Origin of the sequence: Actinoallomurus sp. CA-150999 (assembly GCF_050942425.1) — a bacterium.
In the GTDB taxonomy this organism is placed as follows: domain Bacteria; phylum Actinomycetota; class Actinomycetes; order Streptosporangiales; family Streptosporangiaceae; genus Actinoallomurus.
Map to the genome: position 1 here is coordinate 4,501,249 of NZ_CP192063.1, position 26,320 is coordinate 4,527,568.

Genomic DNA, 26,320 nt, shown 5'->3' on the forward strand with positions numbered 1-26,320 from the left:
GTCTCACTTTCGCTTGATTCGGATTTGCTTCGAACTCGAAGCATCTGGCGGCCAAGCTACCACTGCTTCAAATTCGAAGCAAGCGATGTTCATCAGCCGGAGCGGCGCGGGGGACCCACTGCCGCGACGAACTCGGCGGCGGCTTGGTCGATGCGTTCGCGCAGTCGCCTCGAGCAGCCGTGAGCCGATCTCTCCCAGTCCTCCGGGCCGGCGACGACGACAGTGGGCACGGGCTCTGCCTGTGAACGGGTAAGGCGGTCACGCATCACCTGCCCGATGCCAGGTGGCCGCCAACGCGAGCCGCTGTTGGCGGCGAGCAGGACGGGTCTGCCGGACAGGACTCCGTCCTCAAGGATGTCGAAGAACGATTCGAATACGTCGCTGGGGGACGTGACGACCACCGGTGTCGCCACCACGAGCCCGTCGGTCGCCGCGATCGCCGCGATCGCCTCGCGCAGGTCGAGGCTGGCCCGGCCCTGTGTGGAGCACTGAGCGAGGTCGGCCGCCAGCCGGCACAGCTCCAGCACCTCCACCTCGACTCTCACTCCACTGGCCGTGAGCGACCCGCAGACGGACCTCGTGATCTGGTCCGCGAGCAGGCGGGTCGGGCGCGGGTAGCCCACGCCGGCGCTGACGACGGTCAGGGGCACGGGGCTCACCGTCCCTCCCCGCAGTCGGGCTGGGGTGCCGTCAGCGGGGAGGGCCGAGGACGACGTTGCCGGACAGTTCGGCGGCTTCGGCGAGCAGCTGCATCGGGATCTCGAAGCCCTCCGGGCGTGGCTTCCGCAGGTCGCGGCCCGCGTGGCGGAACATCTTCTCCAGCCCGCCAGGGGTCGCGATGAGCAGCAGGTCGGCCTTCTCGGAGGTGATGCGGTAGCTGTGCGGGATGCCCCGGGGCAGGAAGACGATGCCGCCCTCCCGCAGCTCGTGCCGCTCGTCGGCGGCCCATACCAGCGCCGAACCGGACAGGAGCAGGAAGACCTCGTCCTCGTTGTTGTGCAGGTGCCACGGCGGCGCCTCGCCCTCGCTGACGTCGAAGCGTCCGACGGTCAGCCGCCCATCGGTCGCCTCGGCATCGAGCAGGACGCTGAAGATGCTCCCGCCGATCCACTCGAGCTGCTGCTGGTCCTCCCGCTGAGCGAGGTAGGGGATGCTCATGGTCGGTCCTCGAGGTCCGTGGGCGGCGGCGCCGTCCTCCTACCGGCGATCCTGCGCCGCACCGCTGCCCGGTCTCCACGTCCTGCGGTGCTCACTCGGGCTCGGCTCTGCCCACCCCGAAGCGCTCAACCGATCTACCCAGCGGATTCGCGACACGGCAAGATGTGCCCTGCCGGGGGAGGAGCTTTGAGTGGGTTTGACGGGACTTGCGGGCAGGCTGGCCGCGGCACGAGCCGGTGCGCTGGTGGGCAGGGAGCCGGAGCGGGCGCTGCTCGACCGGATGCTGTCGGGAGCGGCGGACGCTCCGCTCGTGGCGTACGTCCATGGCCCCGGCGGCATCGGCAAGTCCTCGCTGTTGCGCTACGCCGGCCGGCAGGCGGAGCTCGCCGGCCGCGGTGTCGTGCACATCGACGCACGGTTCCTCGACGCGGACCCGCGTCGCCTCGAGGAGGCCGCCGCCCTGGCGTGCTCCGAGCCCGGCACCGTCCTGCTCCTTGACTCCTTCGAGCAGTGCCAGCCGCTCGAGCCGTGGCTGCGCGACACCTTCCTGCTCCGGCTCGCCGACGGTGCGCTCGTCGTGCTCGCGAGCAGGGTCGCCCCCGATGTCGAGTGGTCGCTGGATCCCGGCTGGGCGCAGCTCTTCGCCGAACTGGTCGTGCGACCGCTCGACGCCGCCCAGTCCGACGCCCTGCTCGCCGCGCGTGGTGTCCCCGCTGAGCAGCGCAGTGCCTACGTCGCCTTCGCCGGGGGCAGCCCGCTCGCCCTCTCGCTCGCCGCATCCGTGCCCGCCGCGGCGCCGGGCGCACCGTGGGAGCCTACCGGCGACGTGCTGACGACCCTGGTCGAGCGGCTGGTGGGCGACCTGCCGAGCGCCGCTCACCGACGCGCCCTCGAGGTCGTCGCGCAGGCCTACGTCACGCGCGAGCCGCTGCTGCGCTCGGTGCTGGGTGAGGAGGACACCGCGACGGTGTTCGCCTGGCTGCGTCAGCTGCCCTACGTCGAGGCCACGCCTGAAGGGCTGCATCCACACGATGCGGTGCGGGCGACGCTCGAGGCCGACCTGCGCTGGCGGGATCCCGAGCGCTACGACGACGTACGCGTCCGCGTCTCGGTCGCGTGTCTGCAGGCGGTGCGCTGCGCCTCCGAGGACGACGCACCGCTGCGCGTCGCGGAGTGGATGTTCCTCTTCCGCGACCAGGACGGCATGGAGGACCTGTACGACTGGCGGGCGCACCCCCACGTCGAGGACACTCCCCTCCGGCCCGGCGACGTGTCCGACGTGCTGCGCATGGCGGAGGAGGCGGAGGGCCCCGCGTCCGCGGCCGCGGTCGCGCACTGGGTGCGCCGCCAGCCGGGGGCCTTCCGCGTCTTCCGCTACGCGGGCACCTCTGCGCCCGTCGCGTTCATGGCCATGCTTCGGCTGGAGGCACCTCTGCCCGAGGACCGGGCAGAGGACCCGGTGATCGCGGCGCTCTGGAACCACGTGGAGGCGTCCGCTCCCTTGGGGGAGGGCGAGCACCTGGGCATCCGCCGCTTCGCGGTGCAGCCCGGCTGGCACCAGCGGCCCTCGCCCCTCATGGACCTCATCAGCCGGCGCACCATCGCCGAGGAGATGAGGACCCGCGGACGCGCGGTGACCTTCACCGTCTTCGAGGACGCCGAGCGGTGGCGGCGCTACCTCGCCAAGGCCGGGCTGCTGGAGGTCGCAGCCGTGGACGTCGGAGGGCGGGAACAGCACCTCTTCGGCAGGGACTGGCGGCAGCAATCGGTGGACCAGTGGGTGCAGGACAGGGTTCGCGCCGTGGTCGCGCCCGTGGCCGCGTGGACCGGAGCTCCAGCCGCCGGTGGCCCCGGCGACGAGCGCGGCGGCGACCTGCCGCGCGCCGCGTTCGAGGAGGGCGTGATCGAGGCGCTGCGTACGTGGCGCGCGCCCCGGGAGTTCGCGACCAGCGTCCTGCTGCACTCGCGCCTCGCGCCGCAGGACTCGGCCGACCCCGTGGCAGATCTGCGCAGCGCGATCACGACCGCCCTCGACGCGTTGCAGGTCGATCCCGCGGGCGTGAAGGCGTACGACGCGCTCACCGCCACCTACATCACGGCCTCCCGCACCCACAAGGCGGCCGCCCGACGGCTGGGGGTGCCTTACGGCACCTACCGGCGCCACCTAGCCCTGGCCAAGGAGCGGCTCATCGAACAGCTGCTGCGGCAGATGGCCACGGCGCCCGTGCCGTCCCCGCCGCACTCATCACCGGAGGGGTGAGGTCGCGAGGGCGGCGCGGACCGCAGGCACGACCTCCTCGGCGAAGAGCGCGTACTGCCGCTCGTGGTCGTCGAGGGGCCACAGGACGAAGCCGTTCGGCCCGCCAGCCCGTCCAGTGCATGCAATCGAGGAGAGTGGACCGCGCAGGCCGGTCGCCCGCGTGAACTGAATCACGTCGTCACGCTTCGTCTTTGCGACGGCGAGGCGCTGCTGAGCGAGGCGGCGTCGAGCGCATGTGGTCGCGCACCGGCGCCAGCAGGCCGGCGAGGGTCTTGACGTCGTCGCGCGAGAGCGGCTCGAAGAGCAGGCCGCTGACAACCTCGATGTGACCGGGCATCACCTTCGCCAGCAGCGCACGCCCGGTATCGGTGATGGTGACCGTGATGCTCCGCTCGTCATCCGGAGAGGGGGCGCGTACGACCAGGCCCGCCTTCTCGAGCAGACCTGCCTGATAGGTCAGACCGCTGCGGCTGTAGACGACGCCGTCGGCCAGGTCGGTCATGCGCTGGCTGCCCGTCGGCGAGTCCCCGAGACGCGCCAGCAGCTGGAACTGCACATAGCTCAGATCGCCGACCTCACGCAGCTGCTGCTCGACCGCGTGCCGAAGCAGGCTGGTCACCTCGATGAGATCGAAGTACGCCCCGAGCTGCACGGGGTCGAGCGACCGCGGTGAATCAGGCATTAATGAAGTCTACTGCTTCGAACTCGAAGGGTTTGGTGTGCATGTGTCGCTCGTTGGGTCGGGGGTCAGTGATGATCACCGGCTGGTAGGTGGTGGTCTTCCTCGGAGATCGCGTGGGCTGCGGGGGCGGCTCGGTTCCGCCCATGGCCTGGCCGGCGGATATGGAGGTACGCGCCGAGGTGAGGGATATGCCTGCGGCGGAAGGCGTGTCGGCCGAGCATGACCAGGAGGATCTTCCCGGCGACGATGGCCAGGACGACGTCGATGGACAGGCTGGTCCAGTGCGAGTTGGCCAGGATCGTTCCCCCCAGCCCGAGGTGGACGGCGACGGCGACGGCGATGAGCAGGGTGAGCAGGATCGTGTTGCGGCGGCTGCGGCGAGCCGTGGTCGCCGGGCCGGGAGACGATTCGGCGGTGCCGTTGGCGGTCGTGATTTCTTCGCTTGAGGTTGTGGGCGGTGGCCAGGTCAGGGCTATCTGGTCGCGTCGGCCGAACCGTTCCAGGTCTCTGGTGACGATGTCCTGAATGCGCTGCAGAGCGTCCTGGTCGGTGGCATCCACGCGCAGGGTGAGGGTGTCGTCGGTGGCGTCGAGGGTGGCTTGGCCCCACGGGGCGATGGTGATGACGCCATGGGTGTCGGAGTGTTCGGCGTGGACACGCAGGTCGCCGCGGGCCAGCGCCGCGCCGGTGGCGTGGGGCCGGGGTCGATGGCCGCCGCGGGTCTTTCCCATGGCTGCCGCGTGCCGGCACAACTGCACGAGATAGCGGCTCGGCCGGTCGATCTGGAGGGTGATTTCCGAGGTCAGCATGCAGGGTCCTTGGGAGAGAAATCCGGGTCGGTGCTGGGGGCGCTCAAATGCGGGTGCAGGTGGCCAGCCAGGCGGCGATGCCGTCGGCGTGAACGTTGGAGGAGCACACGGTGGGCTTGACCGACTCCAGGGCCCATCCGTCGGTGAAGCCGGATTCGAGGTTGTTCTGGGACAGTTTGTGTGGCACGTCCGGCTCGCTGGTGTGCCGGTCGCTGTAGCAGAGGACGAACAACCGGCCGCCCGGCCGCAGCACCGTACGTAGGCCGTTCACGTAGACCGCACGGTCCGCGGCGGTGAAGGCGTGCAGGAACAGCGAGTCCAGGACGGTGTCGAAGGTCTCGCCGAACTCTGCCACCCGTAGCGCGTCATAGTGGACGAACCGGGCCCGAACACCCCGATGGTGCGCCTTGCGCTCGGCTGCCTGAAGGGCACCGGCGGCCAGGTCGATGCCGGTGGCGTCCAGGCCGGAGGCGGCGGCCATCAGCGTGTGTTCCCCGGTTCCGCAACCGACGTCCAGCACACGCCCGCGGAACGCACCGTTCTGGGCGAGGGTGAGCATTGCGGGCTGGGGTGCTCCGATGTCCCATGGCGGACGCCCGACGTAGGGGTCGGCGGACCGGCTGTGGGCGTGCACTGCACACGGATCTGTCATCGGGCTCTCTTTCGTCAGGCGTCGCGGCGACCGAGGACCAACCGCGCACCGTTGCGGCGGCGTACCGGCAGAACACGACAAGGCCGGCCCAGGGGAAGGGGCACTCACCGTCCGTTTACAATACATGATGTCGCTATCGATACAACTGTCTCTGATCGCTGCAATGCGTATCATTGCGGCGTGCCGAGGATCTGGAGCGAGACGATCGCCGCGCACCGCGATGCCGTTCGCGACGCCGTCTTGGACGCCACCGCGGGCACGCGCTGGGTGCCGCAGCCGCCCTGCCACCCGAAGCCGCCGTCCGTCGTCTCGTCCACGTGACGATGAGGGGATTGGCAAGCGCCTTAACCTGCGGACGGAAGCGTTCAAAGACGCCTCTGGGGCGGCTCGACTTCGATCGATCGAAGTCGAGCCGCCCCAGCTGCCAAGAGCGCCTTTGCTACTGAACGTAGTCCGGGTAGCCGCCGTAGCCGACGACGTCGGAGGCGGGCCGGACGCGGACCTTGACGGCGTTGTCGGTGTTGCCGTCGACGGTCTGAATCGTGCCGTCGCCGTTGTCCTTGATGACCAGGCCGACGTGCTCGAGTCCGACGATGGCGAACGTCCAGGCGGTCACCAGAGCCGGGAGGATGCCGAGCCGACTTCGCCGGCGCGGTGTCTTCCGATGTGATCCGGCAGCTCGCAGTACTGCCACGTGAGATCCGTTACGGGCGGCTGGCGCCGTTGTAGTGGGAGACCCAGTACGGGTTCGACATGCTGTCCAGCCTGATGACCTCTCCCGTACGCGGCGCGTGGATGAACTTGCCGCCGCCGACGTAGATGCCCTCGTGGCCCATGTCGTCGAAGTAGACCAGGTCACCGGCCTGCAGGTCGGACTTGGAGACGTGGCGTGTGGCGCTGTACTGGTCGGGGACCACGCGGGGGAGGTTCACGCCGGCGGCGCGCCAGGACATCATCGTCAGTCCGGAGCAGTCATAGCCCTTCGGGCCGGTGCCGCCCCAGATGTAGGGCTTGCCGAGCTGTGCGTAGGCGTACTCCACCGCCTTGCGCGCCGGCCCTGAGGCCGGTCCGTTGTAGGTGCCACCGGCTCCCGAGCCGGGCGCGGCCGTGGCTTCACCGGCCTTGCGCAGCAGGCTCTTCTGTTTGGCGATGGCCTTCTCGACGGTGGCCTTGCGCTTCTTCAGCGCGGCGGCCTTCTGCGAGACGCTCTGGTACGCGGATTGCGCCTCCGCCTGCTCGCGGCGGATGCGCTGAGTAGAGGCCAGGAACGCCGACAGTTCCTGTCCGCGATTGTTCGACAGCTGCAGGAAGGCCGACATCTGGTTCAACGCCGCGTCGGGGTCCTTGGACGCGAGCAAGGTGGCGGTGCGCGAGTCGAGAGTGCCGTTCTTGTAGGCGTCGGCGGCGACCTGCGCGACCCGTGCACGCAGCTTCTCGTAGACGTTGCGCTCGCTCTTCACCTGGCCATTGAGCGCAGTGAGCCTCTTCTTCGCGGCATCCAGCTCGGTCTTGGCCTTGTTGTACTGATCAACGATCTTGTCGACCTGACCGTTGAGCTTCTCCAGCTCCTTCTTCGCGGCTGCGGCCGATGGTTTAGGAGCGGCCTCGGCCGGGAGCGCCGTGAGGGTCACGGCGGCCGTGACCGAGAGCGCCGCGCACAGCCGGAGCGACCGGCGCCGCCGCGGACGATCCACGGCGTACCCGTTGGTGGCAGGGTGGAAGAACGCCACGTGAGAAACTCCTCTCCTTCGCCGCCTACCGGGTTAGCTGTCGGGCTCGGGCCGGAGTAGCCCTACCGGACGTTCGCACGCCTCGGATTCGCCCCGGGATTCTCGGGTCCCCGGTTCCCTCACGGGATTCAGCGGTCGGCCGTGCCTCGTGTGAAGCAGGGGGCGGCCGACTCCGACGCAGTGTAGGAGATCTTCGCGGTCGCCTGCCACCCAATGAACGATTCGCCGGAGTTCCCCGACAAGCGGCCGGCCGGACGCCTGGTACGTCGCGGGGAGCGTGCAGGTCCTCTTCGCTCGCGTGTCGAGTGCCGGCACGCGGCCGCCGTCGTGTCCATGACGCTCGACGTCGCGCGCGGCATCACCCTGGCGTTGTAACCGACAGGGAAGTCCGTCAGCAGAAGAACGGCATCGCAGCGAGCCAGCCGGCGGAGATCACCCCAGGAAGGACCACCGAAGTCATCGCCGTGACCCACGTCAGACGCCGAACACGATCGTCGTCGGCGATCGCGGTCGGCGTCTCGAGGCGGGCGAGCCGCTGATCGAGTTCTGACCTGTCGGCGCTCTGGGCGGCCAGTCCGCCGATCGGGCTCGGGGCGATCGCCAGTTTCCGGAGCGCGACGGCGACCGTGCGGCGGCCGCACCGCCGCGCCGCGACATCGTCGGCGCTCATCTCCAGCAGGATCGGCAGGCAACGGCGGGCGCCCCGAAAAGTCGGCAGCCAGAACAGCGCAGCCGCCAGCGCGTCGACGACCGTGAGGAACAGATGGTGGCGGTAGCGCAGATGCGCCCGTTCATGCGCCAAGACAGCCTGAAGCTGCGTGTCGTCCAGCCGATCGAGAGCACCGCTGCTGACGACGATCGGGCGCTTGCGCGATGGCACGCAGTAGGCGACCGGCACCGGGTGATCAAGTACGCAGACATCTTCGATGTCCCCGGAAAGCCGCACGACGAACTGCAACGCCTCCTGATGGCGCCGGCGACGGGCCACCGTACGTCGGTACCTGGCGACGGCCACGCATGCGGCAGCGACCGCGCTGACGAGGAGCGCAAGGTTGAAGGCGTACGGGGCCAGTCCGCCGGATCCGTCGTGATGGTGCCAGCAATCGGCCGCCCATTCCGCGGCCCGGTGCACCAGGCCATGCCGGCCGGTCGAGACCAGCACGACCACCCCGACCAGACCGGCGATGGTGCCCGCCAGGGCTCCCAACCACGCCAGCGCGCCCACCCGGGGAATCCGCTGACACCAGGCGCTCCGGGCCAGCAACGGCCCGGCACCGATGCCGAGGGCGACGGTGACCGCGCCGAGCTCGACGAGCGGGCTCACCGGGATTCCGTCGGAGCCGAACGCTGCGCGAGCTCGACCAGCAGCCGGTGCGCGTCCTGGGGATCGATGGTCTCGGCGAATCGGGCCAGGACCGGTCCGCGGTCGGTGGTCTCGGCCAGTGCCTCGGCCATCACCTGCGCGACGTGATCCTCACGGCTGCGCGTCGGGGCGTACCGCCATGCGTTGCGGTCCGCCGTCCGGGAGAGGAAGCCCTTCTGGACGAGTCGGTCGGCGACGGTCTGCACCGTCGTGTACGCCGAGCGCTTCTCGGATCCGGCGTTGACCTGCTCCATCAGCTCGCGAATGAGTAGCGGCTTCTGGGCGTCCCACAGAGCCTCCATGATCGCTCGCTCGAGCGGCCCTGCGATCGCCACCTGTCCGTCTCCCTCCCTGGGCCCGCACTATTGTGACCTATCGATCACCCGGGCTTCCTCCACATTAGGACGCCTCCGTCTCACTCAGCGAGATCGCTGAGCAGGAAGCGGCCTTCCCTCACGTATCGGTGGCGGCTCCAGACGGGAGGGTCGCGAGGATTCCGCCGGTGATGAAGGCGACCAGTCGCTCACGGTCAGCGGCGCTTGAGCGGCCGGCCCGGCGATCGGTCTGCGGGGCGGGACCCTGTGTCTGCGGCCATTCCAGCGTCCTGAAAGCGCCGGTCTGGTGGAGGCTGAGAACTCCGAGCATGCTGGTGAAGGCGAATCCGACATGGTCTTCGTCGAGGTCGGGCAGGGCGTCGCGCATCGCGGCCAGGTACCGGCCCTCCACGGTGTTGACCTGATCGGCGAAGATCTGACGTACCTGCGGATCAGGCTCACCGATGACCCGCCCAAGGAAGCGAGCGATGTCGGGCCCGCTCGGCCCGTGTCCGTCCACAAGGTCTGCGCCCGGTTCCACGAAGGCGCGTACCAGCGCGGCCACCGACGGTGGCTCAGGCGCTGATTCGAGTTCGTTCAGGCGGCGGCGGCGTTCGTGGTTGACGGCGCGCATCGTCTGATCGATGGCGGCGCGCAGCAAGCCTTCCTTGGACCCGAAGTGATAGTTGACCGCGGCGACGTTGGTTCCGGCCGCATCGGTCAGCGCACGCAGCGAGGTCGCCGCGATCCCTCGCTCACCGAACAGCCGCACGGCCGACTCGATGAGCCGCTCTCGCGTGGACGCACTGCCTTGCGCCGTGGCCCTGCGGTCAGGTCCGACCACCGCATCTCCTTCTCGTGTGCTGGACGGACATGCTATAACACCTGTTTTAAACGATCGTTTGAAACATTCGCTTGAACGGGAGGCGTTAGGTGAGCGGGAAAACGGCGATCATCGTCGGCGCAGGTATCGGCGGGCTGACCGCAGCCCGGGCCCTGCAACGCGCCGGATGGCACGTGGCGGTGTACGAGCAGGCGCCCGCGATCGAACCGGTCGGGGCGGGTGTGGGCATCGCACCCAACGCCGTCAAGGCCCTGGACCACCTTGGCCTGGGGGAGGGCCTACGCGACAGCGGGCAGCGCCAGCACGCGCTGGAGATCCGGTTGCGCAAGGGCAGGCGCGTCACCCATATCCCCGCCGAGCGCTTCGAGAGCCGCTACGGCGCCCCGTTCTACGCCCTGCACCGCGCCGAACTGCACCGGCTCCTCATGGCAGGACTCGATCCAGCCGCACTGCATACCGGTCATCGCGCCCTGCAGATCACTTCCGACGCCGGCGCGGCCACGGTCACCTTCCAGGCATCGCACGGCACGAGGTCGGAAACGGCCGATCTGGTCGTGGCGGCCGACGGCGTCGGCAGCGTGCTGCGCACGGCACTGTTCCCCGACTATCCCGGCCCCAGGTACGCCGGATACACGGTCTGGCGTGGCATCGTCCCCGCCGACCGGGCTGAAGCACTGGGCATGCCGCCGGTGCTGTCGGAAACCTGGGGACGCGGTGCCCGTTTCGGGTGCGCCGCGATCAACGACGGCCAGATCTACTGGTTCGCCTGCGAGAGCGTCCCGGAGCACGCCGCTCCCAAGCATGATCTCGACGCGCTGGCCGCACGATTTTCCGGCTGGCACGAGCCCATCCCCGCTCTCTTCGCGGCCACACCGCCCGACACACTGCTGCGTCACGATGTCTACTACCTTCACGCCAGACTGCCCGGATTCGTGCGCGGCCGGGTGGCGTTCCTGGGCGACGCCGCCCATGCCGTCACACCCGACATCGGCCAGGGAGCCTGCCTTGCCATCGAAGACGCCGTGACGCTCGCCGCCACGATCGAGGATGCCGGGATCGACGCCGGACTGCGCGCCTACGACACTCTGCGACGGCCTCGCACCGAACGGATGGCGCGCACCTCCGGCCGGCTCGGTCACATCCTGCAGACCCGCAACCCCGCAGCGGCCCTGGTCCGCGACACCGCCGCCTCGGCGCTACCGGGTCCATTGCTGATCCGTGCGGCAGGAGCGGCCTTCGCCTGGACTCCGCCGATGGGCGCCACCAGCTGAACGAGCATCCATTGCCGCAGGGGTCCCTCGGTTGCAGAGCGAAAGTCCTACGGTCGATAGGAGACATGATGAGACGACCTGAAGACTCCGGCGTTCACCGGCGCGATCGCCGTGGTCGGCATCCAGGCGTGTTTCGGCAGCGGACACGAAAGCGAGGTCGTGCCCGGCATCCGGGTCTTCGACGTGACACACGGTTTCTGGCGCTGCGCGTGCCCCGAGCTCCATGTACCGGCTCTCTCGGGCCGGTACATGGAGACTCGAGCCTTGCTATCCGGTGACGCCGACCGGCTCCTGCTGCCTTTCCCCGTTGCATGGGTCGCTGAACTCGGTCATGCCGGGGACGAGGAGTGTCAGCAGGGCACTGCAGATCACCAGCAGTCCGGCGCCTGTGAGTACGGTCTGCGCTCCCAGCGCGTGGACCATGACCGGGATGAGGGCGAAACCCACGGGGCTCATCCCATAGGAGACGAGAAAATCCAGCGAGGAGATCCGGGCCTGCAGACGGGCCGGTACTTCACGTTGGATCGCGGTGAACCATGGAATGTTGAAGACTTCGATCCCTAGCCCGCCGATGGCGCAGGCGGCCACGATGATCCAGCTGTGTGACGCGTAGGCGAGAGAGATCGGGACGAGCCCGTAGCCGCCGAGCATGATCATGGCTGGGATGCCGACGCGTCGTGGTCTCCATCGGCTCATCAAGACGGCGCCCGCGATCGCGCCGACGGCGTAGGCGCCGAGGGCGAGGCCGATGAGCGCCGTAGAGTCGAACCGTTGCCGGCTGACGACGGGCAGCATCACGTACTTGGCCGCTTCACCGAGGGCGAGCCAGCAAGCGAGTGCGGTGAGGCCGGCGAGGAACCACCGGTGGCGGCGCGCTTCGGCCAGCCCTTGGCGGAACTCGGTCAGCGCGTTGGCGTCGGCCTTCGCCGTGGGCACGGCGTGGTGTTTCGGGATGGTGGCGGCGAGTAGTGCGGACACCATCCACAGGGCGGCCGAGGCTGTCAGGCTCAGGCTCTGGCCGGCGGTGGCGTACAGGGCCACCGCTGCGGTCGGCCCACCCACCAGGCAGATCCGCAGGCTGAGTGTGGTGAGCGCGTTGGCTTCCTGCAACCGGTCCTTGGCGAGAAACTCCGCGACGAGCGGTTGGTAGGCGCTGCGGAACACCCCCTCGCCCGCGCCCGCGCAGCAGATCGCGGCGGAGATGACGAGCAGGGGCAGACCGGCGACGAGCCCGATGACCGCGGTAGCGCCGCCGCGTACCGTGCTCGAGATGGCCAGGATGACCGCGCGCGGGTAGCGATCGGCGATGATGCCGCCGGGTAGGGAACCGACGACGAATCCGAGTGTCCGCGCGCCCAGCACCAGTCCGAGCGCGGTCAGGCCCTGATGCCGGTCGAGGACCGTGAGTGTCAGCGCCGTGGGCATCATCCCGGTCGCGGCCGCGGACGCCGAGTAGCTCAACCAGAGGCGGCGGAATGATCTTTCGCGCAGCAGCGTCAGCATCGATCCCAGCTCCTGTCCGAACGGACCAGCACCGGGCTGGGCGAACCGAGCTCGGCCGCCAGGCCGGGTAGGTGGTTCGCGCACTCCTCGGCCGGCCTGGTCGAGTACGGCATCAGCTCCTGGGCACGTTTGCGCAGGGCGTCCGGGTCGGCGGTGGTGGTGACTCCGTGGGCGCTCAACCAGTCGTCGTTGAAGGCGGTGGCCAGATACCGTTCGCCGCGGTCGGAGGCCAGGAAGGCCACCTGTTCGCCGGGACGCCCACGGGTCGCCTTAGCGAGGGCGACGGTGAGCGCCGCACCGGTGGAGACGCCGGCGAGCAGGCCTTCGGAACGCACCAGGGTGCGGCACGCCTGATAGGCGTCCTCATCGGTGACCTTGTACACCTCGTCCACCAGCGACAGGTCCGACAGATTGCTCGGTGTCCAGCTCAACCCCACGCCGGGTGTGAGGTAGGGGCGCGGTTCGCCACCGAACACCGTCGACCCCTCGATATCAACGCCGATCACCTCCACGACCGGGGAGCGTTCCTTTACCGCGCGGGCGATACCGCCGAGTTGACCGCCGGTGGAAACGGTGCACACGACCGCCGCCAGGTGGTCGGCCTGGTCGAGCAGTTCCTGAGCGGTGGTCTGGTAATGCGCCTGGCTGTTGAGCGGGTTGAAGCACTGATCGGGGCGGAATGAGCCGGGGATCTGGCGTTGCAGCCTGTTGGCGAGCGTGATCCGTGTCTTGTGGTACGAACCGGAGTCATCGGGCTCGTCGACGAGGATGATTTCCGCCCCGTACGCCTCCAGCAGGCCACGGTTGGTAGGAGTGAGTTTAGGATCGACGATGGCGATCACTCGATAGCCGTGTGAGGCGCCGATCATCGCGAGTGCGATGGAGAAATTTCCTGATGACGACTCGATGATCGTGCCACCGGTGGAGAGCAGTCCCGTCCGCTCGGCTTGTTCGATGATGTACCAGGCCGGCCGATCCTTCAGGCTGCCTGCCGGGTTCGCGCTTTCCAGCTTGACGATGAGCTGGGCCTCATTATGGGTCGTCAGGTTGCGAAGACGTACCACGGGAGTGGACCCGATGACGTCCAGGAGTTCTGGGACACAAGTGCGCCTTGTCTGCATGGGTGATGCTCCTGATCAGTCGTACGGCGTGACCGTTGGCCTTCCGCGCCGGTACGGCGTCCGGCGCACGCCACTGATCAGGATCGAAAAACGCACAGCACGGCCAGGGAGGTCGCCCTTGTAAGGCGTACCTCCGGGTGACTTGCGGGTGATGGCGCGGGTGGTGACCGCTCCCGTCCGCTCTCCTCAGCGCTCACCCACCCGATCATCGGCAGGATGTGCGAAATGGATGGAGCGAGCTGGGACAAAACTGTCGCTATTGTCCGACTGCTAGAGGTCGAGCCCATTGGCAGCTCGTCGTGGCATCTATCCCCGCCGTTGCCGCAGTCGCCGTGTTCGAACTCGGCGGCAATCGAATGAAGGGAAGAGGTGATGACAGAATCAACGTGAGAGTCGCCGTGAAAATGCCCTACAGGGACGCAGGCGCACCCGTACGCCATGAACGCGAATAGTGACAACAAGCCCCGCGCCAGCATGGCGGTGCGGTCTCGACCTAATACGCTGATTCTGGCGAACTCCACCACGTTGACAACCCTAGGTGGGAGCTTGCTATGCCCGCCTAAGGCGAAGGTGGAGACTCATTAATGGTTTGGTGGATCGAAGGATAATTCTGCCGCCGGCGGAGCTGCCGGCCGGTCAGTAGATGTCGCGGACGTAGCGTTTTTCGGTGAAGAGGCGTTTGAGGTAGGCGGCGGTCGCCTGTTGGGTGAGACCGCCATGAGTGGTGATGATGTCACGGAGGGCCCTATCGACGTCCTTGGCCATGCGAGAGGCGTCGCCGCAGACGTAGAGGTGGGCACCGTTCTGCAGCCAGGTCCAGAGGAGGCGGCCGTGTTCGTGCATGCGGTCCTGGACGTAGATCTTGTTGCGTTGGTCGCGAGAGAAGGCGGTGTCGAGGCGGTCGAGGGTTCCGTCCGCGTGGAGGGCGGTGAGCTCGTCCTGGTGGTAGAAGTCGGTGGCCTGACGCTGTTCGCCGAAGAACAGCCAGTTGGGGGCGGGGTGGTCCAGGGCGCGGCGGTCGTGGAGGAAGCCGATGAAGGGGGCGACACCCGTTCCGGGGCCGATCATGATCATGGGGGTGGCGGGGTCGGCGGGCGGTCGGAAGTGGGGGGAGGACCGGACGTGGACGGGCATCTGGGTGCCGGGTTCGGCGTCGGCGAGGAAGGCGGAGCAGACGCCTTTGCGGGCGCGGCCGAGAGGGCTCTCATAGCGGACGACGGAGACGGTGAGGGAGACCTTGGTGGGGTCTGTGCGCGGGCTTGAGGAGACGGAGTAGAGGCGGTTCTGGAGTCGTTTGAGGACGTTGGCCCATTCCTGGGCGGTCGCATGGACGGGGTGTTCGGCGAGGGCGTCTGCGGCTTGGCGTCCCCAGGACCACTGGGCGAGTTCGCATTCGTTGCCTCCGCGGAGCAGTTTGAGCAGGAGGCGGTCCTCGGTGCGTTCGGCGAGGAACTTCAGCAGGTCTGGTGTGATCTTCGTGATGTCGAGGTGCCGGTGGAGCGCCTCGTCGAAGGGGACGGTTCCAAGGTCGTCGAGGTCGACGGGGGCCTGGCCGTCGATACCGGTGAGGCTGAGCCATTCGGCGACGAGGTCGAGGTCGTTGACGGGCCGGACGCTGAGGGCGTCGCCGACCTCGTACGCGAGCGGGTTCCCGCTGAGGTCGAAGGTGAACTGCCGGACCTCCTTGCTCGCTCCGGTACGGCTGAGGAGCCGGTTCTCCACTAGCGGGGCCATCACTGACGCGGATGCGCCGCTACGGGCCGGGGTGAGAGGCGGCGGAGCAACGACCGTGAAGGAGGTAGCGGTGGCTGCGGTGGCGGAGTCGGTGAGCGACGCGAGGACCTGGTCGAGCCAGGCGGTGGCGGCGGCCTCGAAGTCGGGCTCGCAGTCGGTGCGCGGAGACAGGCGAGTGGCGCCGAGTTCTTCGAGACGCTGATCGAGCCGGCGGCCGTGGCCGCAGAAGTCGTCGTAGGAGGAGTCGCCGAAGGCCAGAACGGAGTAACGGAGGTGGTCCAGGCGGGTGGTCGTGGCGGCGAGGGCGTCCCAGAAGCCGCTGCCATTGTCGGGCGCCTCGCCGTCACCGAAGGTGCTGGTGATGAGGAGGGCATCGGAGGCGGGCAGGTCAGCGGGGTCGGCGTCGTCCATGCCGAGGAGGGTGACGTGGTACCCGGCGGCGGTGAGCTGCCCCGCCGTGGCGGCGGCGAACTCCTCGGCGTTGCCGGTCTGTGACGCCCACAAGACGGCGATCGGGCGGCCCAGGTCCGGTGCCTGCTCGCCGTTGGCGGTCTGTTCGGACGGCGTGCCTGAGGAGGGAGGCGGAAGCCGGGAGAACCGGCCGGCCAGGAGGCCGTCCACCCAGAGCGCCTGTTCCGGTCGCAGCGGGGCGGTGGCCGGCAGGACCGGGAGGCCGGGCGTGCCGGATGAGAGTCCGGCGAGGAACCCGGCCAGGTAGTGCCGTTCGCGCTCGTCGAAGGCCGGCGGCAGGAGGTCGTGGACGCCGAGCAGGCTCGCGAGCGTCGCCCGCTCGTCGACCGCAGCTCCGGTGGTGGCGGGTACCGCCTGCGCCGCGGGTGTGGTCTCGGTGAGACCGATCTTGGGTGGGGTGATGACGACGGGTACGGCGGCCTTGGTGAGAGACACCGCGCAGACCTTGAATTCCGGCTGGAAGGACAGGGGGTCGACGGCGTCGTTGGTCACGGCGTTGACGCTCAGGTACTCGCCGAACAGGTCGTTCCAGTGGAACGGGGCGAAGCAGCATCCGGGCCGGACCCGGTCGGTGACGACGGCGGGCAGGACGGCTCTGCCTCGGCGGGAGGCGACTTCGACGGGGTCGCCGTCGTCGATGCCGAGGGCGCGGGCGTCGTCGGGGTGGACCTCGATGAACGGGCCCGGATTGAGCCTGTTGAGCTTGTCGACCTTGCCGGTCTTGGTGAGGGTGTGCCATTGGTGCTGGAGACGTCCGGTGTTGAGGGCGAACGGGTAGTCATCGTCCGGCATCTCCCGGGCGGGCAGGTGCGGTCGTGGAAAGAAGGCCGCGCGTCCGGTCGCGGTCGGGAACTTCGGCCGCCCGTCCTCGTCCAGATAGCGGATCGGGTTGCGGTCGGGTCCGCCGGGCGCGGCCGGCCACTGGACGGGTGTCTCACGGAGGCGTTGGTAGGTGACGCCGCGCAAGTCGTAGCCCGTCTTCGGGTTGTGGGCGCGTTTGATCTCCTCAAAGATCTCCTCGGCTGAGGAGTAGCCGAAGTCGTCGGCGTACCCCATGGCGCACGCGACCCGGGCGATGATCTGCCAGTCGGCGGTCGCCTCGCCAGGCGGGTCGGCGGCAGGCTGGGCGAGGGTGAGGTTCCGCTCGCTGTTGATCAGGATGCCCTCGGCCTCGGTCCACAGGGCGCCTGGCAGCACGATGTCGGCGTAGCCGTTGGTCTCGGTGTCGGCGAAGACGTCCTGGGTGACGACCAGGTCGGCGTTCTCGAGTCCCTCGATCACCGTCTTGCGGTTGGCGACCGAGGCGACCGGGTTCGTGCAGATGATCCAGCAGGCTTTGATGTGGCCCTGGGCCATCCGCTCGAACATCTCGATCGTGCCCTTGCCGACGCCGTCCTCCCGGAGGGTTCCGGGCCGAAGGCCCCAAAGATCCTCGATGAAGGCGCGGTCCTCGGGCACCAGGACGGAGCGCTGGCCGGGCAGCCCGGGGCCCATGTAGCCCATCTCGCGGCCGCCCATCGCGTTCGGCTGCCCGGTCAGGGAGAACGGGCCGCTGCCCGGGCGGCAGATCGCACCGGTGGCCAGGTGCAGGTTGATGAGCGCGTTGGTGTTCCACGTGCCGTGGGTGCTCTGGTTGAGTCCCATCGTCCAGCACGACATCCACTCTCCGGCCTCACCGATCCATCGCGCGGCCGTCCTGATGTCCTCTTCCGCGATGCCGGTGAGCTCGGCGACCGTGGCGGGCGGGTAGCCGGCGAGGAACTCCGGCATCGCCTCCCAGCCCTCGGTGTGAGCATCAATGAAGTCCGGGCCGGTATGACCGTTCTCGACTAGGAGGTGCAGCAGCCCGTTCAGCAGCGCCAGGTCCGTACCCGGCTTGATCGGCAGGAAGAGATCGGCCTTGTCCGCGGTCGCGCTGCACCGGGGGTCGACCACGATCAGCTTCGCCCCCGCCTTGACGCGTTCCATCAGGCGCAGGAACAGGATCGGATGGCAGTCGGCCATGTTCGAGCCGATGACGAAGAACAGATCGGCCTTCTCGAAGTCCTGGTAGGAGCCGGGCGGCCCGTCCACGCCGAGAGACAACTTGTAGCCGGTGCCCGCGCTGGCCATGCACAGCCGCGAGTTCGACTCGATCTGGTTGGTGTGGATGAACCCCTTGGCCAGCTTGTTCGCCAGGTACTGGGCCTCAAGGCTCATCTGGCCCGACACGTACAGGGCGAAGGCGTCCGGGCCGTGCTCGTCGATGACGGCGCGGAACCGGTGGGCGGCCTCGGCGATCGCCTGGTCGAGACCGGTGGGGGCCGGTTCGCCTCCCCGCTCGGCCCGGATCAGCGCCGTCGTCAGGCGGCCTGGGGCCGACAGCATGTCCGCGGTCGTCGCGCCCTTGGTGCACAGCCGCCCGAAGTTCGCCGGATGCTCCTTGTCACCCGACGCCTTACGTACGGTACGCCGACCGTCCGAACCGGCTGCGATGTCGAGGATCATCCCGCAGCCCACGCCACAGTAGGAGCAGACCGTGCGGACCTGGGACCGCTTCGGCTGCGCGTTCCCGGCTGTCACAACGCCCCCCACCAGAGATCGGCGTTGACCGTATGAAACGCCCGTAACGCGGGCGTGACGTCGAGCAGCACCCGATGTTTCACCTCCCGCACAACGCGACCGACGGGAAGTTGCCATCGCAAACGCGGTAGAGAACGGCTGACCAGCCTGGCATCTGAGGGATCCTTTACCGGCTCGGGGTCGTGGTCACGCGCCCCTCTATGGTTGGCGCATGGCTGGGTGTCGGCGGCGAGCGCGTGGTCCTGGGTCGTGAAGGCGGTCAACGCGCTGTGCCGGGGTGGGCCGTTCGACGGCGCACTGGTCCAGGTGGATCAGGAGGTGGGGGTGGTCGACGTGGCGGATCCGGCGGGAGGCGCTGTCCGGGCTCGGTATGTGATCACACGGGGTCGGGTGCGGCATCCGTCCAGCGAGACGCCTTTTGTCGTGCTGACGTGGGTCGAGGGGAGCTGACCGTCGGTGAGGTCGTCACACGATGGCCGTTGACCTCTCGGCCGTCAGGGCCAAGGCGCTGTGGGACGCGGAGTTCCCGGAAGCGATCGTCTCGAGGATTCGGGGGACCAGCGCCGCGGCCTGGGCACGGATCTCGGGAATCGCCGTCGTCTCATACCGTACGCCGCGCAGCGGCGGCCCAAGTGCGAAGATCCGGTCATGTGGCCGTCCTGCGGCGTCCAGGACCGCCCCGGCCTCCGCGGCGTCCAGGCCGAGCCGCAGCGGGTCCGGCCGGGCCAGACCCGAGTCGATGAGGCTGCGCAGGAAGGGGTCCCCGGTGACTTCGGCGGCCGGGCCGGTGCCGTTGATCAGCCAGCCGACACGGAGTTCGCGGCCGACGCCGTCGCTGTCGAAGCGGACCCTCATCTCGTCACGGCCCGCCGTCGCGGTGACGAGGCGCCCGCGCAGCACCGTGAGACGGCCGGTTGCCTGAAGCCGCGCGATCTGGGTGGCCGTGGCCGGCGGAATCCGATGCCGGTGAACCTCCCAGTACCTGGCGACCGAGGTCAGGAAACGTCGCCGGTCATCGATGCCGAGTCGCGCCCACAGGTCAGGGACGTGGGGGCGTAGGCCGTCGATGACCCCTTGCCAGTCACCGCCATTGCTCTTGATCGCGGCGCGGACCATCCCCAGCAGCTCGGCGAGGCGGAGCTCACCGCCGGGCGGGGACATCTCGACCGTAGGCGAGGGAGGACATCGGTGTCGGCGCGGCAGTAGACCGTGCCGGGAGATCGCGTACACGACCGTGTCCTTGTTCGCCCGGGTCGTGGTGGTCGCCAGGTCCACCATCGTCAAACCGGTGCCGACCACCAGGACGGGGCTGCCGTCGCAGATCTCGGTCAGCGCGCCAGGACCCCATGGATCCGCGACATAACGCGGCCCGGCCTCGATTTGAGGCCATCCCGCAGGCGGACGATTACCGGTGGCCAGCACCACGGCGTCCGCGTCGATCCCGTCCCCGTTCGACAGCCCGAGCCGCAGCGGCCGCCCCGACGCCGCCGCGGTGAGGGAGGTCACGGTCCCCGTGAGCTGCGTGATACGCCCGCTGTTCGGCATCTGGCGTGCGCAGCCGTCGAGGAGCTCACGCAGATAACGCCCGTACGTGCGGCGCGGAAGGAAGTCAGAACCGGCGAGACCCAGGCCCTCTCCGCGCGCCCAGCGCAGCAAGTGGTCCGGATCATCGGCCAGGGCGCTCATCTTCGCGGCACAGACATTGAGAAGGTGGTGCGGATCGGTCGTCGCGTACGCCTGCCCCAACCCGTGACGCCCATCCCGATCGACCAGCACGACCTGCAGCGATCTGTCACGCGCCTGCGCGCCGCGAAGCAGATGCACCGCGGTCAACGTGCCGCTCGCACCACCCCCGACGATCACGACCACCGGTGCATCGTCACGTCGAGCCGAAGAGTCACTCACCCTTGCGAGGGTAGCCGGTAATCCCGATGGATTTAATTGGCTATTGCGTGTGGCTCTGGATGCAGTGGGCCTCGGCCGTAGGTTGGCGGCCTGGCGGGAGGAGACTGCGGCCCGCGATGCCGGCGTTCCTCGACGACCCGCTGACCCCGCGCCGCTCGGGAAGCGGCGCGGGGGCACGGTTCACAGCTGGGTGGTGACGGCCTTGACCTCGGTGTAGTTGTTGAGGACCTCGTGGCCCATCTCCCGGCCCCAGCCGGACTGCTTGTAGCCGCCGAACGGCAGTGCGGCGTCGAAGACGTTGTAGCAGTTGATCCAGACGGTGCCCGCCCGGATCTTCTTGGCCAGAGCGTGGGCCTTGGAGATGTCCTTGGTCCAGATGCCGGCGCCGAGCCCGTACTCGGTGTCGTTGGCCTGGGCGGCGATCTCGTCCAGGTCGCTGAACGGTTCGGCGACGACGACCGGTCCGAAGATCTCTTCACGGACGATCTTCATGTCGTTGCGGGCGTTGGTGATGACGGTCGGTTCGACGAAGTAGCCGCGGTCGCCGTGCCGGTTCCCGCCGACGACGGTCGTGGCTCCCTCGGTGCGGCCGGAGTCGAGGTAGCCGGTGACGCGGGTCAGCTGCTCTTCGGAGACCAGCGGACCCATCTGGGTGTCGGCGTCCATGCCCGGCCCGAGCTTGATCGACTTGGCGATCTCGGCGACGCCCTCGACGACCTCGTCGAAGCGGCTGTGGTGGACGAACAGGCGGGAGCCGGCCACGCAGCACTGCCCGTGGTTGAAGAAGATCGCGTTCGCGGCGCCGGCCACGGCCTCGGGTTCGGCGTCCTCGAAGACGATGTTGGGGCTCTTGCCGCCCAGCTCCAGCGACACCTTCTTCAGGTTCCCGGCGGCGGCCTGCACGATCAGCCGGCCGACCTCGGTCGAACCGGTGAAGGCGACCTTGTCCACGCCGGGGTGGGCGGCCAGCCGGGCGCCGGCGGTCTCGCCGTACCCGGGAACGACGTTGACCACGCCGTCGGGGAAGCCCGCCTCGGCGATGAGCTCGGCGAGGCGCAGTGCGCTCAGCGGCGTCTGCTCGGCGGGTTTGAGGATCACGCAGTTGCCCGTGGCCAGAGCGGGACCGAGTTTCCACGCCGCCATCAGCAAGGGGAAGTTCCACGGGATGATCTGTCCGACGACGCCGACGGGCTCGCGCAGGGTGTAGGAGTGGAAGTTCGCGCCGGGCATGTACGGCACGGAGATGTCGATGGTGTTGCCCTCGATCTTCGTGGCCCAGCCCGCCATGTAGTGGAACAGGTCGGCTGCCAGTGGGACGTCGGCCGCCAGCGCGACCGCGTACGGCTTGCCGTTGTCGCGCGTCTCGAGCTGAGCCAACTCCTCGGCGTTCTCCAGGATCAGGTCGCCGATCTTCCAGATCAGCCGGCCGCGGTCCGAGGCGGTCATTCTCGACCATGGGCCCTGTTCGAACGCGGTGCGCGCGGCCTGGACGGCGCGGTCGATGTCGGCCTCGTCGCCTTCGGCGACGTAGGCGAGTGTCTCCCCGGTCGACGGATCGGGGGTGGCGAACGTCTTGCCCGACACCGCCGCGGTCCACTGCCCGCCGATGAACATCCGGCGTGGGTTCGCCACGAAGCTGTTGACCCTGTCATGCGCTGTTGTGATCGACACCTGCGTCCATCTCCAATACGGATTCGCCTGGGGTACAGAGCCCGGCGGCTCTGCCGTGTCGGCCTTCCGGGAGGCATGTAGTCCCCATGAGATGACCGGAAACGACGGGGTGCAAGATCCCGGGCCGGGTTGGTTCAGTGGCGGCGAGGTGATGCGATCATGAGTTCTCCCGCGAGGCGCAGATCCGAGGGCTCATCGCGGATCCATCTCGTAGCTGCTGCATTGATCGTACTTTTCGCCTGGATTGTGCGGGCATAGGGTGACCGCTGTGACGATGTTCCGGATCGGCGAGGTCGCCAGTGTGCTGGGCGTCAGCGCGGACACCGTGCGCCGCCTCGTCGACGCCGGGCGGCTGCCCGCCACGCGTGATGGGGGCGGACGACGCCGCGTGGACGGCGCGGACCTGGCCGAATTCGTCCGTGGCCAGACTCCGAACACCCACGGCAAGCCGACATCCTCGGCGCGCAACCGGTTGTGGGGAATCGTCACCGAAGTGGTCCGCGACACCGTGATGGCCCACGTCGAGATCACGGCGGGCCCGTACCGCGTGGTCTCACTCGTGAGCCGCGAAGCAGCCGACGAACTGGGCCTCCAGGTCGGCGTGCTCGCGGTCGCCGTGATCAAGTCCACCAACGTCGTCGTGGAGATCCCCTAACCCCCGGGGGAAGCTGAAAAGGAGAACCAGGTGATCGAACGTCTGCCTCGGCTCGGCCGCGTACTGCTCGCCACCGCGTTGGGAGCGAGCCTGACCGTGTCGGCCGCGTGCGGCAGCACCGACGACAAGAAAGCCTCCGGATCGGGGAAGAGCGGCGGCAAGACCCTGTTCGTGTTCGCGGCGGCGTCGCTGACCGGAACCTTCACGACGCTCGGGAAGACCTTCGAAGCCTCCCACCCGGGGGTGACGGTGAAGTTCAACTTCGGCGGCAGCTCCACGCTGGCCCAGCAGATCACGCAAGGCTCCCCGGCTGATGTGTTCGCCGCCGCGAGCCCGGCCACGATGAAGACCGTGACCGACGCCAAGGCCGCCGCGGGAGAGCCGAAGGTGTTCGTCCGCAACCGCCTGGAGATCGCCGTGCCGCCGAGCAACCCCGGCAAGGTGAAAACACTCAAGGACCTGACCAACCCCAAGCTCAAGGTCGTCGAGTGCGCGCCGGAGGTGCCGTGCGGCGCGGCCGCGAACAAGGCCCTGGCCGCCGCGAAGCTCAAGGTCAAGCCCGTCTCGCAGGAGCAGGACGTCAAGGCGGCGCTCAGCAAGGTCCAGCTGAACGAGGCCGACGCCGCGCTCGTCTACCGCACCGACGTCAAGGCCGCGGCCGGGAAGGTGACCGGCATCGACTTCCCCGAAGCCGCCCAGGCCATCAACGACTACCCGATCGCCGCCCTCGCCAAGGCACCGCAGCCCGCACTCGCTGGGGAGTTCGTCCAGCTGATCCTGTCCGACCAGGGCAAGAGTGTCTTGACCCAGGCCGGATTCGAATCCCCCTGACCGCTTCTCTCGGGAGGGACGGCACACGTCCCTCCCGAGACCGCTAGCCAGAATCCACCGCGATCTGGTTTGAACCCGGCCACAGACGCGGAATCGTTTGATTCGACGGCCCGGTGCGAGCTTCCACCGACGAGATCACCGCCGGTCCGGGACAGGCGGACGGCTCGATCGAGGGGTAGGTGTTTTGTCGTTCAGGTCTGTCTGGCGGAGGGGCCGTCGTGATGTGCTCGCCCGGTCTGAGCAGGTGAAGCTCAATCCTGAAGGGCTTCCGGCGTCGCGTCGACCGGGCGAGCGGGAAAGGGCGTGGGCTGATCAGCGGCTGCCATGGTGGGCGAGTTCGCGGTGCGGGTCCTCGCCATGGACGGTGTGGTCGGTGTGGACGGTGGCGGCGGTGAGCCGGGGTACGGCGTGGATGAGGGCGTGCTCGGCGGCGACGGCGAGCTCGTGGGCTTCGACGACGGTCAGGTGCGGGTCGACGACGATGTCGGCCTCGGCGCGCAGGGCATGGCCGATCCAGCGCATCCGCACCTGCCCGACGCCGCGCACGCCGTCGATGTCCGTCAACGCGGTCTCGGCGGACTCCACCAGGTCCGGGTCCACCGAGTCCATCAGCCGCCGGTAGACCTCACGGGCGGCGTCCTTGAGCACCAAGAGGATCGCGACCGTAATGAGCAGACCCACGATGGGATCGGCGGCGCGCCAGCCGAGCGCCGCTCCGCCGGCCCCCAGCAATACCGCCAGGGAGGTGAAGCCGTCGGTGCGGGCGTGCAGACCATCGGCGATCAAGGCGGCCGAACCGATGCGGCGTCCGGTGCGGATGCGGTAGCGGGCGACCCATTCGTTGCCGATGAACCCGATCAACGCGGCGATGGCCACCGCCCACAGGTGACCGATGTCGCGCGGGTTCAGTAGGCGGTTGATGGCCTCGTAGGCGGCGAGTGCCGAAGACGCGGCGATCGTCACCACGATCGCGATTCCGGCCAGGTCCTCGGCGCGGCCGTAGCCGTAGGTATAGCGGCGGTTGGCCGCCCTGCGGCCGAGCACGAAGGCGATGCCGAGGGGAACCGCGGTCAGTGCGTCGGCCGCGTTGTGGATGGTGTCGCCGAGCAGGGCCACCGATCCCGAAAGCGCGACGATCGCCGCCTGAATGACCGTGGTGAGCCCGAGGATGCCCAGCGACAGCCACAGCGTGCGCATGCCTTCGCGGGAGGTCTCCATCGCCGCGTCGACCTTGTCCATGGCCTCGTGGCTGTGCGGAGTGACAAAGTGCGCGAGCTGGTGGCGGATCCGCGCCCACCGGCCACCGCCATGATCGTGGTCATGGTCGTGCTCGTGGCCATGACCATGACCGTGGTGGTGCTCGTCATGGGTATGAGTGTGGTGGTCGTGGGGTTCGTGCGTGTCGGTCTGCTGGCTCACGGGCGACTGCACCTTTCGCGGCTCGTGGCGGGGGATGGGATTGGACTTCGGGTCGCGACATCCCCATTATGTGCATATGAACGCACGCATGCATCTATCAGGTGCACACGGCTCGCAGGAACCAGACGATGGCGAGCGGATAACGGTGGCCGTCGAGGTGCTCGGACTACTCGCCGACCGCACCCGACTGACGCTGCTACGGCGACTGGGCGAAGGTGAAGCCGACGTGACGACGCTGGCAGAGTCGTGCGCCGCGACGCGTACCTCGGTCAGCCAGCACCTCGCCCGGCTGCGACTCGCAGGACTGGTGACCACGCGAAAAGAGGGACGCCGCGTGATCTACCGGCTGGAACACGGGCATCTGCGGCGACTGGTCGAAGAGGCGCTGAGCGTGGCCGACCACCAGATCGGTCACCTGCCGGCCCATGACTGAATCACCGGAGGCATGCGATCAGCGCGGGTGGGCCCCGGCGGTGACAGATATGCGGCGGATCGGCCTACCGGCACGGCACGTTGACCGGGTACTCGATGGGACGGTGCCGGTGTGGTCATTGCCGCGGCGCCTACGCCCGCTACCGGGCGATGCGCCGCGCGGCCGGTAGAGACCAGGCGCGTTCTCGGCGCGTGCTGGACACCGATGGGCACATCCAGCGCGATTGGTTTCGCAAGCAGGTATGGGATCCGGCGGTCCAGGCGGCCGGTATCGGTCGGCGGGTGCGGGATCTGCGGCACGCGCACGCGTCGTGGGGTGCTGGCCGGGGGAGCGGACCTGTAGATCGTCCGGCAACGACTCGGCCATGCCAGCCTGCGGGCCACCGAGCGTTACCTGCACGCTCTGCCCGATGCCGACGACACTGCCCTGGCCGCCTTCGCGCGGACCCGGACCGGCGCCCGCCCGGCCGCCGCGTCGTGACGTCGACCACGGTCAAATGACGGTCGAACGATCAAAAGCCCGGCCACCCCTGCGGGTGTCCGGGCCGGTGACCAGGGCAAACCTGGTGGGCGATACTGGGATTGAACCAGTGACCTCTACCGTGTCAAGGTAGCGCTCTCCCACTGAGCTAATCGCCCTCGCGAAGCAGAGTGTGCTTCAGAGGTGGAGACGGGATTTGAACCCGTGTACACGGCTTTGCAGGCCGTTGCCTCGCCTCTCGGCCACTCCACCGAGTGAGGCCTTTGGGAGACCTCTCCGAGCGGACGACGGGATTCGAACCCGCGACCCTCACCTTGGCAAGGTGATGCTCTACCAACTGAGCCACGTCCGCGTGTCGGTGGGGCGTCCCCCCTCCGGCAACGGGCTAAACATTAGCGGATACTCGGCCCAACCCCCAACTCGATTGCCCGGCGGCGTCGGCGCGCCGATCC

The 26,320-nt window shown here is 68.7% G+C and carries 23 protein-coding genes, 3 tRNA genes and 1 riboswitch; of the genes, 5 read left to right on the forward strand and 21 right to left on the reverse strand.

Features of this window, described 5'->3' with window-relative positions; translation table 11 throughout:
- Window positions 1-92: 92 nt before the first annotated feature.
- Both ACQP2O_RS20985 and ACQP2O_RS20990 read right to left on the reverse strand, forming a co-directional pair.
- Window positions 93-659, reverse strand: coding sequence for an NAD(P)H-dependent oxidoreductase (locus tag ACQP2O_RS20985; protein WP_433187635.1), 567 nt, complete (start codon window positions 657-659; stop codon window positions 93-95).
- A gap of 31 nt (window positions 660-690) precedes the next feature.
- Window positions 691-1,158 carry a cupin domain-containing protein gene (locus ACQP2O_RS20990; RefSeq protein WP_433187638.1) on the reverse strand — a complete coding sequence of 156 codons (468 nt, stop codon included), beginning with the start codon at window positions 1,156-1,158 and terminating at the stop codon, window positions 691-693.
- Window positions 1,159-1,348: 190 nt separating this feature from the next.
- Here ACQP2O_RS20990 and ACQP2O_RS20995 point away from each other — a divergent pair, with 190 nt between their 5' ends.
- Window positions 1,349-3,418 carry a hypothetical protein gene (locus ACQP2O_RS20995; protein WP_433187640.1) on the forward strand — a complete coding sequence of 690 codons (2,070 nt, stop codon included), beginning with the start codon at window positions 1,349-1,351 and terminating at the stop codon, window positions 3,416-3,418.
- Here the strand turns inward: ACQP2O_RS20995 and ACQP2O_RS21000 are convergent.
- The 10 genes from ACQP2O_RS21000 to ACQP2O_RS21045 all read right to left on the reverse strand — a co-directional run bounded on the left by ACQP2O_RS21000 (window position 3,404) and on the right by ACQP2O_RS21045 (window position 9,812).
- Window positions 3,404-3,592: a hypothetical protein gene (locus ACQP2O_RS21000; protein ID WP_433187642.1), complete on the reverse strand. Its 189-nt coding sequence runs from the start codon at window positions 3,590-3,592 to the stop codon at window positions 3,404-3,406. The two genes, ACQP2O_RS20995 and ACQP2O_RS21000, sit on opposite strands and share 15 nt — an antisense overlap.
- Window positions 3,593-3,596: 4 nt before the next feature.
- The gene (locus tag ACQP2O_RS21005; RefSeq protein WP_433187644.1) at window positions 3,597-4,100 is read right to left on the reverse strand and encodes a MarR family winged helix-turn-helix transcriptional regulator; all 504 of its coding nucleotides are present in this window, start codon (window positions 4,098-4,100) and stop codon (window positions 3,597-3,599) included.
- A gap of 65 nt (window positions 4,101-4,165) precedes the next feature.
- Window positions 4,166-4,909 carry a DUF2218 domain-containing protein gene (locus tag ACQP2O_RS21010; RefSeq protein WP_433187647.1) on the reverse strand — a complete coding sequence of 248 codons (744 nt, stop codon included), beginning with the start codon at window positions 4,907-4,909 and terminating at the stop codon, window positions 4,166-4,168.
- A gap of 43 nt (window positions 4,910-4,952) precedes the next feature.
- Window positions 4,953-5,561 carry a class I SAM-dependent methyltransferase gene (locus ACQP2O_RS21015; RefSeq protein WP_433187650.1) on the reverse strand — a complete coding sequence of 203 codons (609 nt, stop codon included), beginning with the start codon at window positions 5,559-5,561 and terminating at the stop codon, window positions 4,953-4,955.
- A 170-nt stretch (window positions 5,562-5,731) separates the two neighbouring features.
- Window positions 5,732-5,878 carry a hypothetical protein gene (locus ACQP2O_RS21020; RefSeq protein WP_433187653.1) on the reverse strand — a complete coding sequence of 49 codons (147 nt, stop codon included), beginning with the start codon at window positions 5,876-5,878 and terminating at the stop codon, window positions 5,732-5,734.
- Window positions 5,879-6,000: 122 nt separating this feature from the next.
- On the reverse strand, window positions 6,001-6,255 hold the full coding sequence (locus ACQP2O_RS21025; RefSeq protein ID WP_433187656.1) for a hypothetical protein: 255 nt from the start codon (window positions 6,253-6,255) through the stop codon (window positions 6,001-6,003).
- Between the two features lie 10 nt (window positions 6,256-6,265).
- The gene (locus ACQP2O_RS21030) at window positions 6,266-7,291 is read right to left on the reverse strand and encodes an NlpC/P60 family protein (protein ID WP_433187658.1); all 1,026 of its coding nucleotides are present in this window, start codon (window positions 7,289-7,291) and stop codon (window positions 6,266-6,268) included.
- A gap of 6 nt (window positions 7,292-7,297) precedes the next feature.
- A riboswitch (cyclic di-AMP (ydaO/yuaA leader) is annotated at window positions 7,298-7,435 on the reverse strand.
- Between the two features lie 247 nt (window positions 7,436-7,682).
- Window positions 7,683-8,615, reverse strand: a complete 933-nt coding sequence (locus tag ACQP2O_RS21035; RefSeq protein ID WP_433187661.1) for a M56 family metallopeptidase — start codon at window positions 8,613-8,615, stop codon at window positions 7,683-7,685.
- Window positions 8,612-8,989 carry a BlaI/MecI/CopY family transcriptional regulator gene (locus tag ACQP2O_RS21040; protein ID WP_433187664.1) on the reverse strand — a complete coding sequence of 126 codons (378 nt, stop codon included), beginning with the start codon at window positions 8,987-8,989 and terminating at the stop codon, window positions 8,612-8,614. The genes ACQP2O_RS21035 and ACQP2O_RS21040 overlap by 4 nt, the downstream gene beginning before the upstream one ends.
- Before the next feature lie 118 nt (window positions 8,990-9,107).
- A complete protein-coding gene (locus ACQP2O_RS21045) occupies window positions 9,108-9,812 on the reverse strand; it encodes a TetR/AcrR family transcriptional regulator (RefSeq protein WP_433187666.1) in 705 nt (234 codons plus the stop codon).
- A gap of 89 nt (window positions 9,813-9,901) precedes the next feature.
- Between ACQP2O_RS21045 and ACQP2O_RS21050 the strand changes: the two genes are divergently transcribed.
- Window positions 9,902-11,083 (forward strand): FAD-dependent monooxygenase, encoded by a 1,182-nt coding sequence (locus ACQP2O_RS21050; protein WP_433187669.1) that lies wholly within the window; start codon window positions 9,902-9,904, stop codon window positions 11,081-11,083.
- Window positions 11,084-11,350: 267 nt separating this feature from the next.
- On the opposite strand, the gene ACQP2O_RS21055 is transcribed toward ACQP2O_RS21050, so the two are convergent.
- The 5 genes from ACQP2O_RS21055 to ACQP2O_RS21075 all read right to left on the reverse strand — a co-directional run bounded on the left by ACQP2O_RS21055 (window position 11,351) and on the right by ACQP2O_RS21075 (window position 22,050).
- Entirely contained in the window at window positions 11,351-12,586 is a 1,236-nt protein-coding gene (locus ACQP2O_RS21055; protein WP_433187673.1) for an MFS transporter, read from the reverse strand.
- Window positions 12,580-13,707, reverse strand: a complete 1,128-nt coding sequence (locus ACQP2O_RS21060) for a PLP-dependent cysteine synthase family protein (RefSeq protein ID WP_433187676.1) — start codon at window positions 13,705-13,707, stop codon at window positions 12,580-12,582. The genes ACQP2O_RS21055 and ACQP2O_RS21060 overlap by 7 nt, the downstream gene beginning before the upstream one ends.
- 636 nt (window positions 13,708-14,343) lie before the next feature.
- The gene (locus ACQP2O_RS21065) at window positions 14,344-18,474 is read right to left on the reverse strand and encodes a molybdopterin-dependent oxidoreductase (protein ID WP_433187679.1); all 4,131 of its coding nucleotides are present in this window, start codon (window positions 18,472-18,474) and stop codon (window positions 14,344-14,346) included.
- Window positions 18,475-18,939: 465 nt separating this feature from the next.
- On the reverse strand, window positions 18,940-20,379 hold the full coding sequence (locus ACQP2O_RS21070; RefSeq protein ID WP_433187682.1) for an FAD/NAD(P)-binding protein: 1,440 nt from the start codon (window positions 20,377-20,379) through the stop codon (window positions 18,940-18,942).
- 180 nt (window positions 20,380-20,559) lie between these two features.
- Window positions 20,560-22,050, reverse strand: a complete 1,491-nt coding sequence (locus tag ACQP2O_RS21075; RefSeq protein ID WP_433187685.1) for an aldehyde dehydrogenase family protein — start codon at window positions 22,048-22,050, stop codon at window positions 20,560-20,562.
- Between the two features lie 268 nt (window positions 22,051-22,318).
- Between ACQP2O_RS21075 and ACQP2O_RS21080 the strand changes: the two genes are divergently transcribed.
- Together ACQP2O_RS21080 and modA are read left to right on the forward strand one after the other, a co-directional pair.
- Entirely contained in the window at window positions 22,319-22,705 is a 387-nt protein-coding gene (locus ACQP2O_RS21080; protein ID WP_433187687.1) for a TOBE domain-containing protein, read from the forward strand.
- 33 nt (window positions 22,706-22,738) lie between these two features.
- Entirely contained in the window at window positions 22,739-23,536 is a 798-nt protein-coding gene (modA, locus tag ACQP2O_RS21085) for a molybdate ABC transporter substrate-binding protein (RefSeq protein ID WP_433191100.1), read from the forward strand.
- 312 nt (window positions 23,537-23,848) lie between these two features.
- On the opposite strand, the gene ACQP2O_RS21090 is transcribed toward modA, so the two are convergent.
- Window positions 23,849-24,955 carry a cation diffusion facilitator family transporter gene (locus ACQP2O_RS21090; RefSeq protein WP_433187690.1) on the reverse strand — a complete coding sequence of 369 codons (1,107 nt, stop codon included), beginning with the start codon at window positions 24,953-24,955 and terminating at the stop codon, window positions 23,849-23,851.
- 88 nt (window positions 24,956-25,043) lie between these two features.
- Between ACQP2O_RS21090 and ACQP2O_RS21095 the strand changes: the two genes are divergently transcribed.
- Entirely contained in the window at window positions 25,044-25,388 is a 345-nt protein-coding gene (locus ACQP2O_RS21095) for an ArsR/SmtB family transcription factor (RefSeq protein ID WP_433187693.1), read from the forward strand.
- A 563-nt stretch (window positions 25,389-25,951) separates the two neighbouring features.
- Here the strand turns inward: ACQP2O_RS21095 and ACQP2O_RS21100 are convergent.
- The 3 genes from ACQP2O_RS21100 to ACQP2O_RS21110 form a co-directional block, all read right to left on the reverse strand.
- Window positions 25,952-26,026, reverse strand: a tRNA-Val gene (locus ACQP2O_RS21100).
- Between the two features lie 23 nt (window positions 26,027-26,049).
- Window positions 26,050-26,120: transfer RNA gene (locus ACQP2O_RS21105), tRNA-Cys, on the reverse strand.
- Window positions 26,121-26,147: 27 nt separating this feature from the next.
- A tRNA-Gly gene (locus tag ACQP2O_RS21110) sits at window positions 26,148-26,220 on the reverse strand.
- Window positions 26,221-26,320 lie beyond the last annotated feature (100 nt).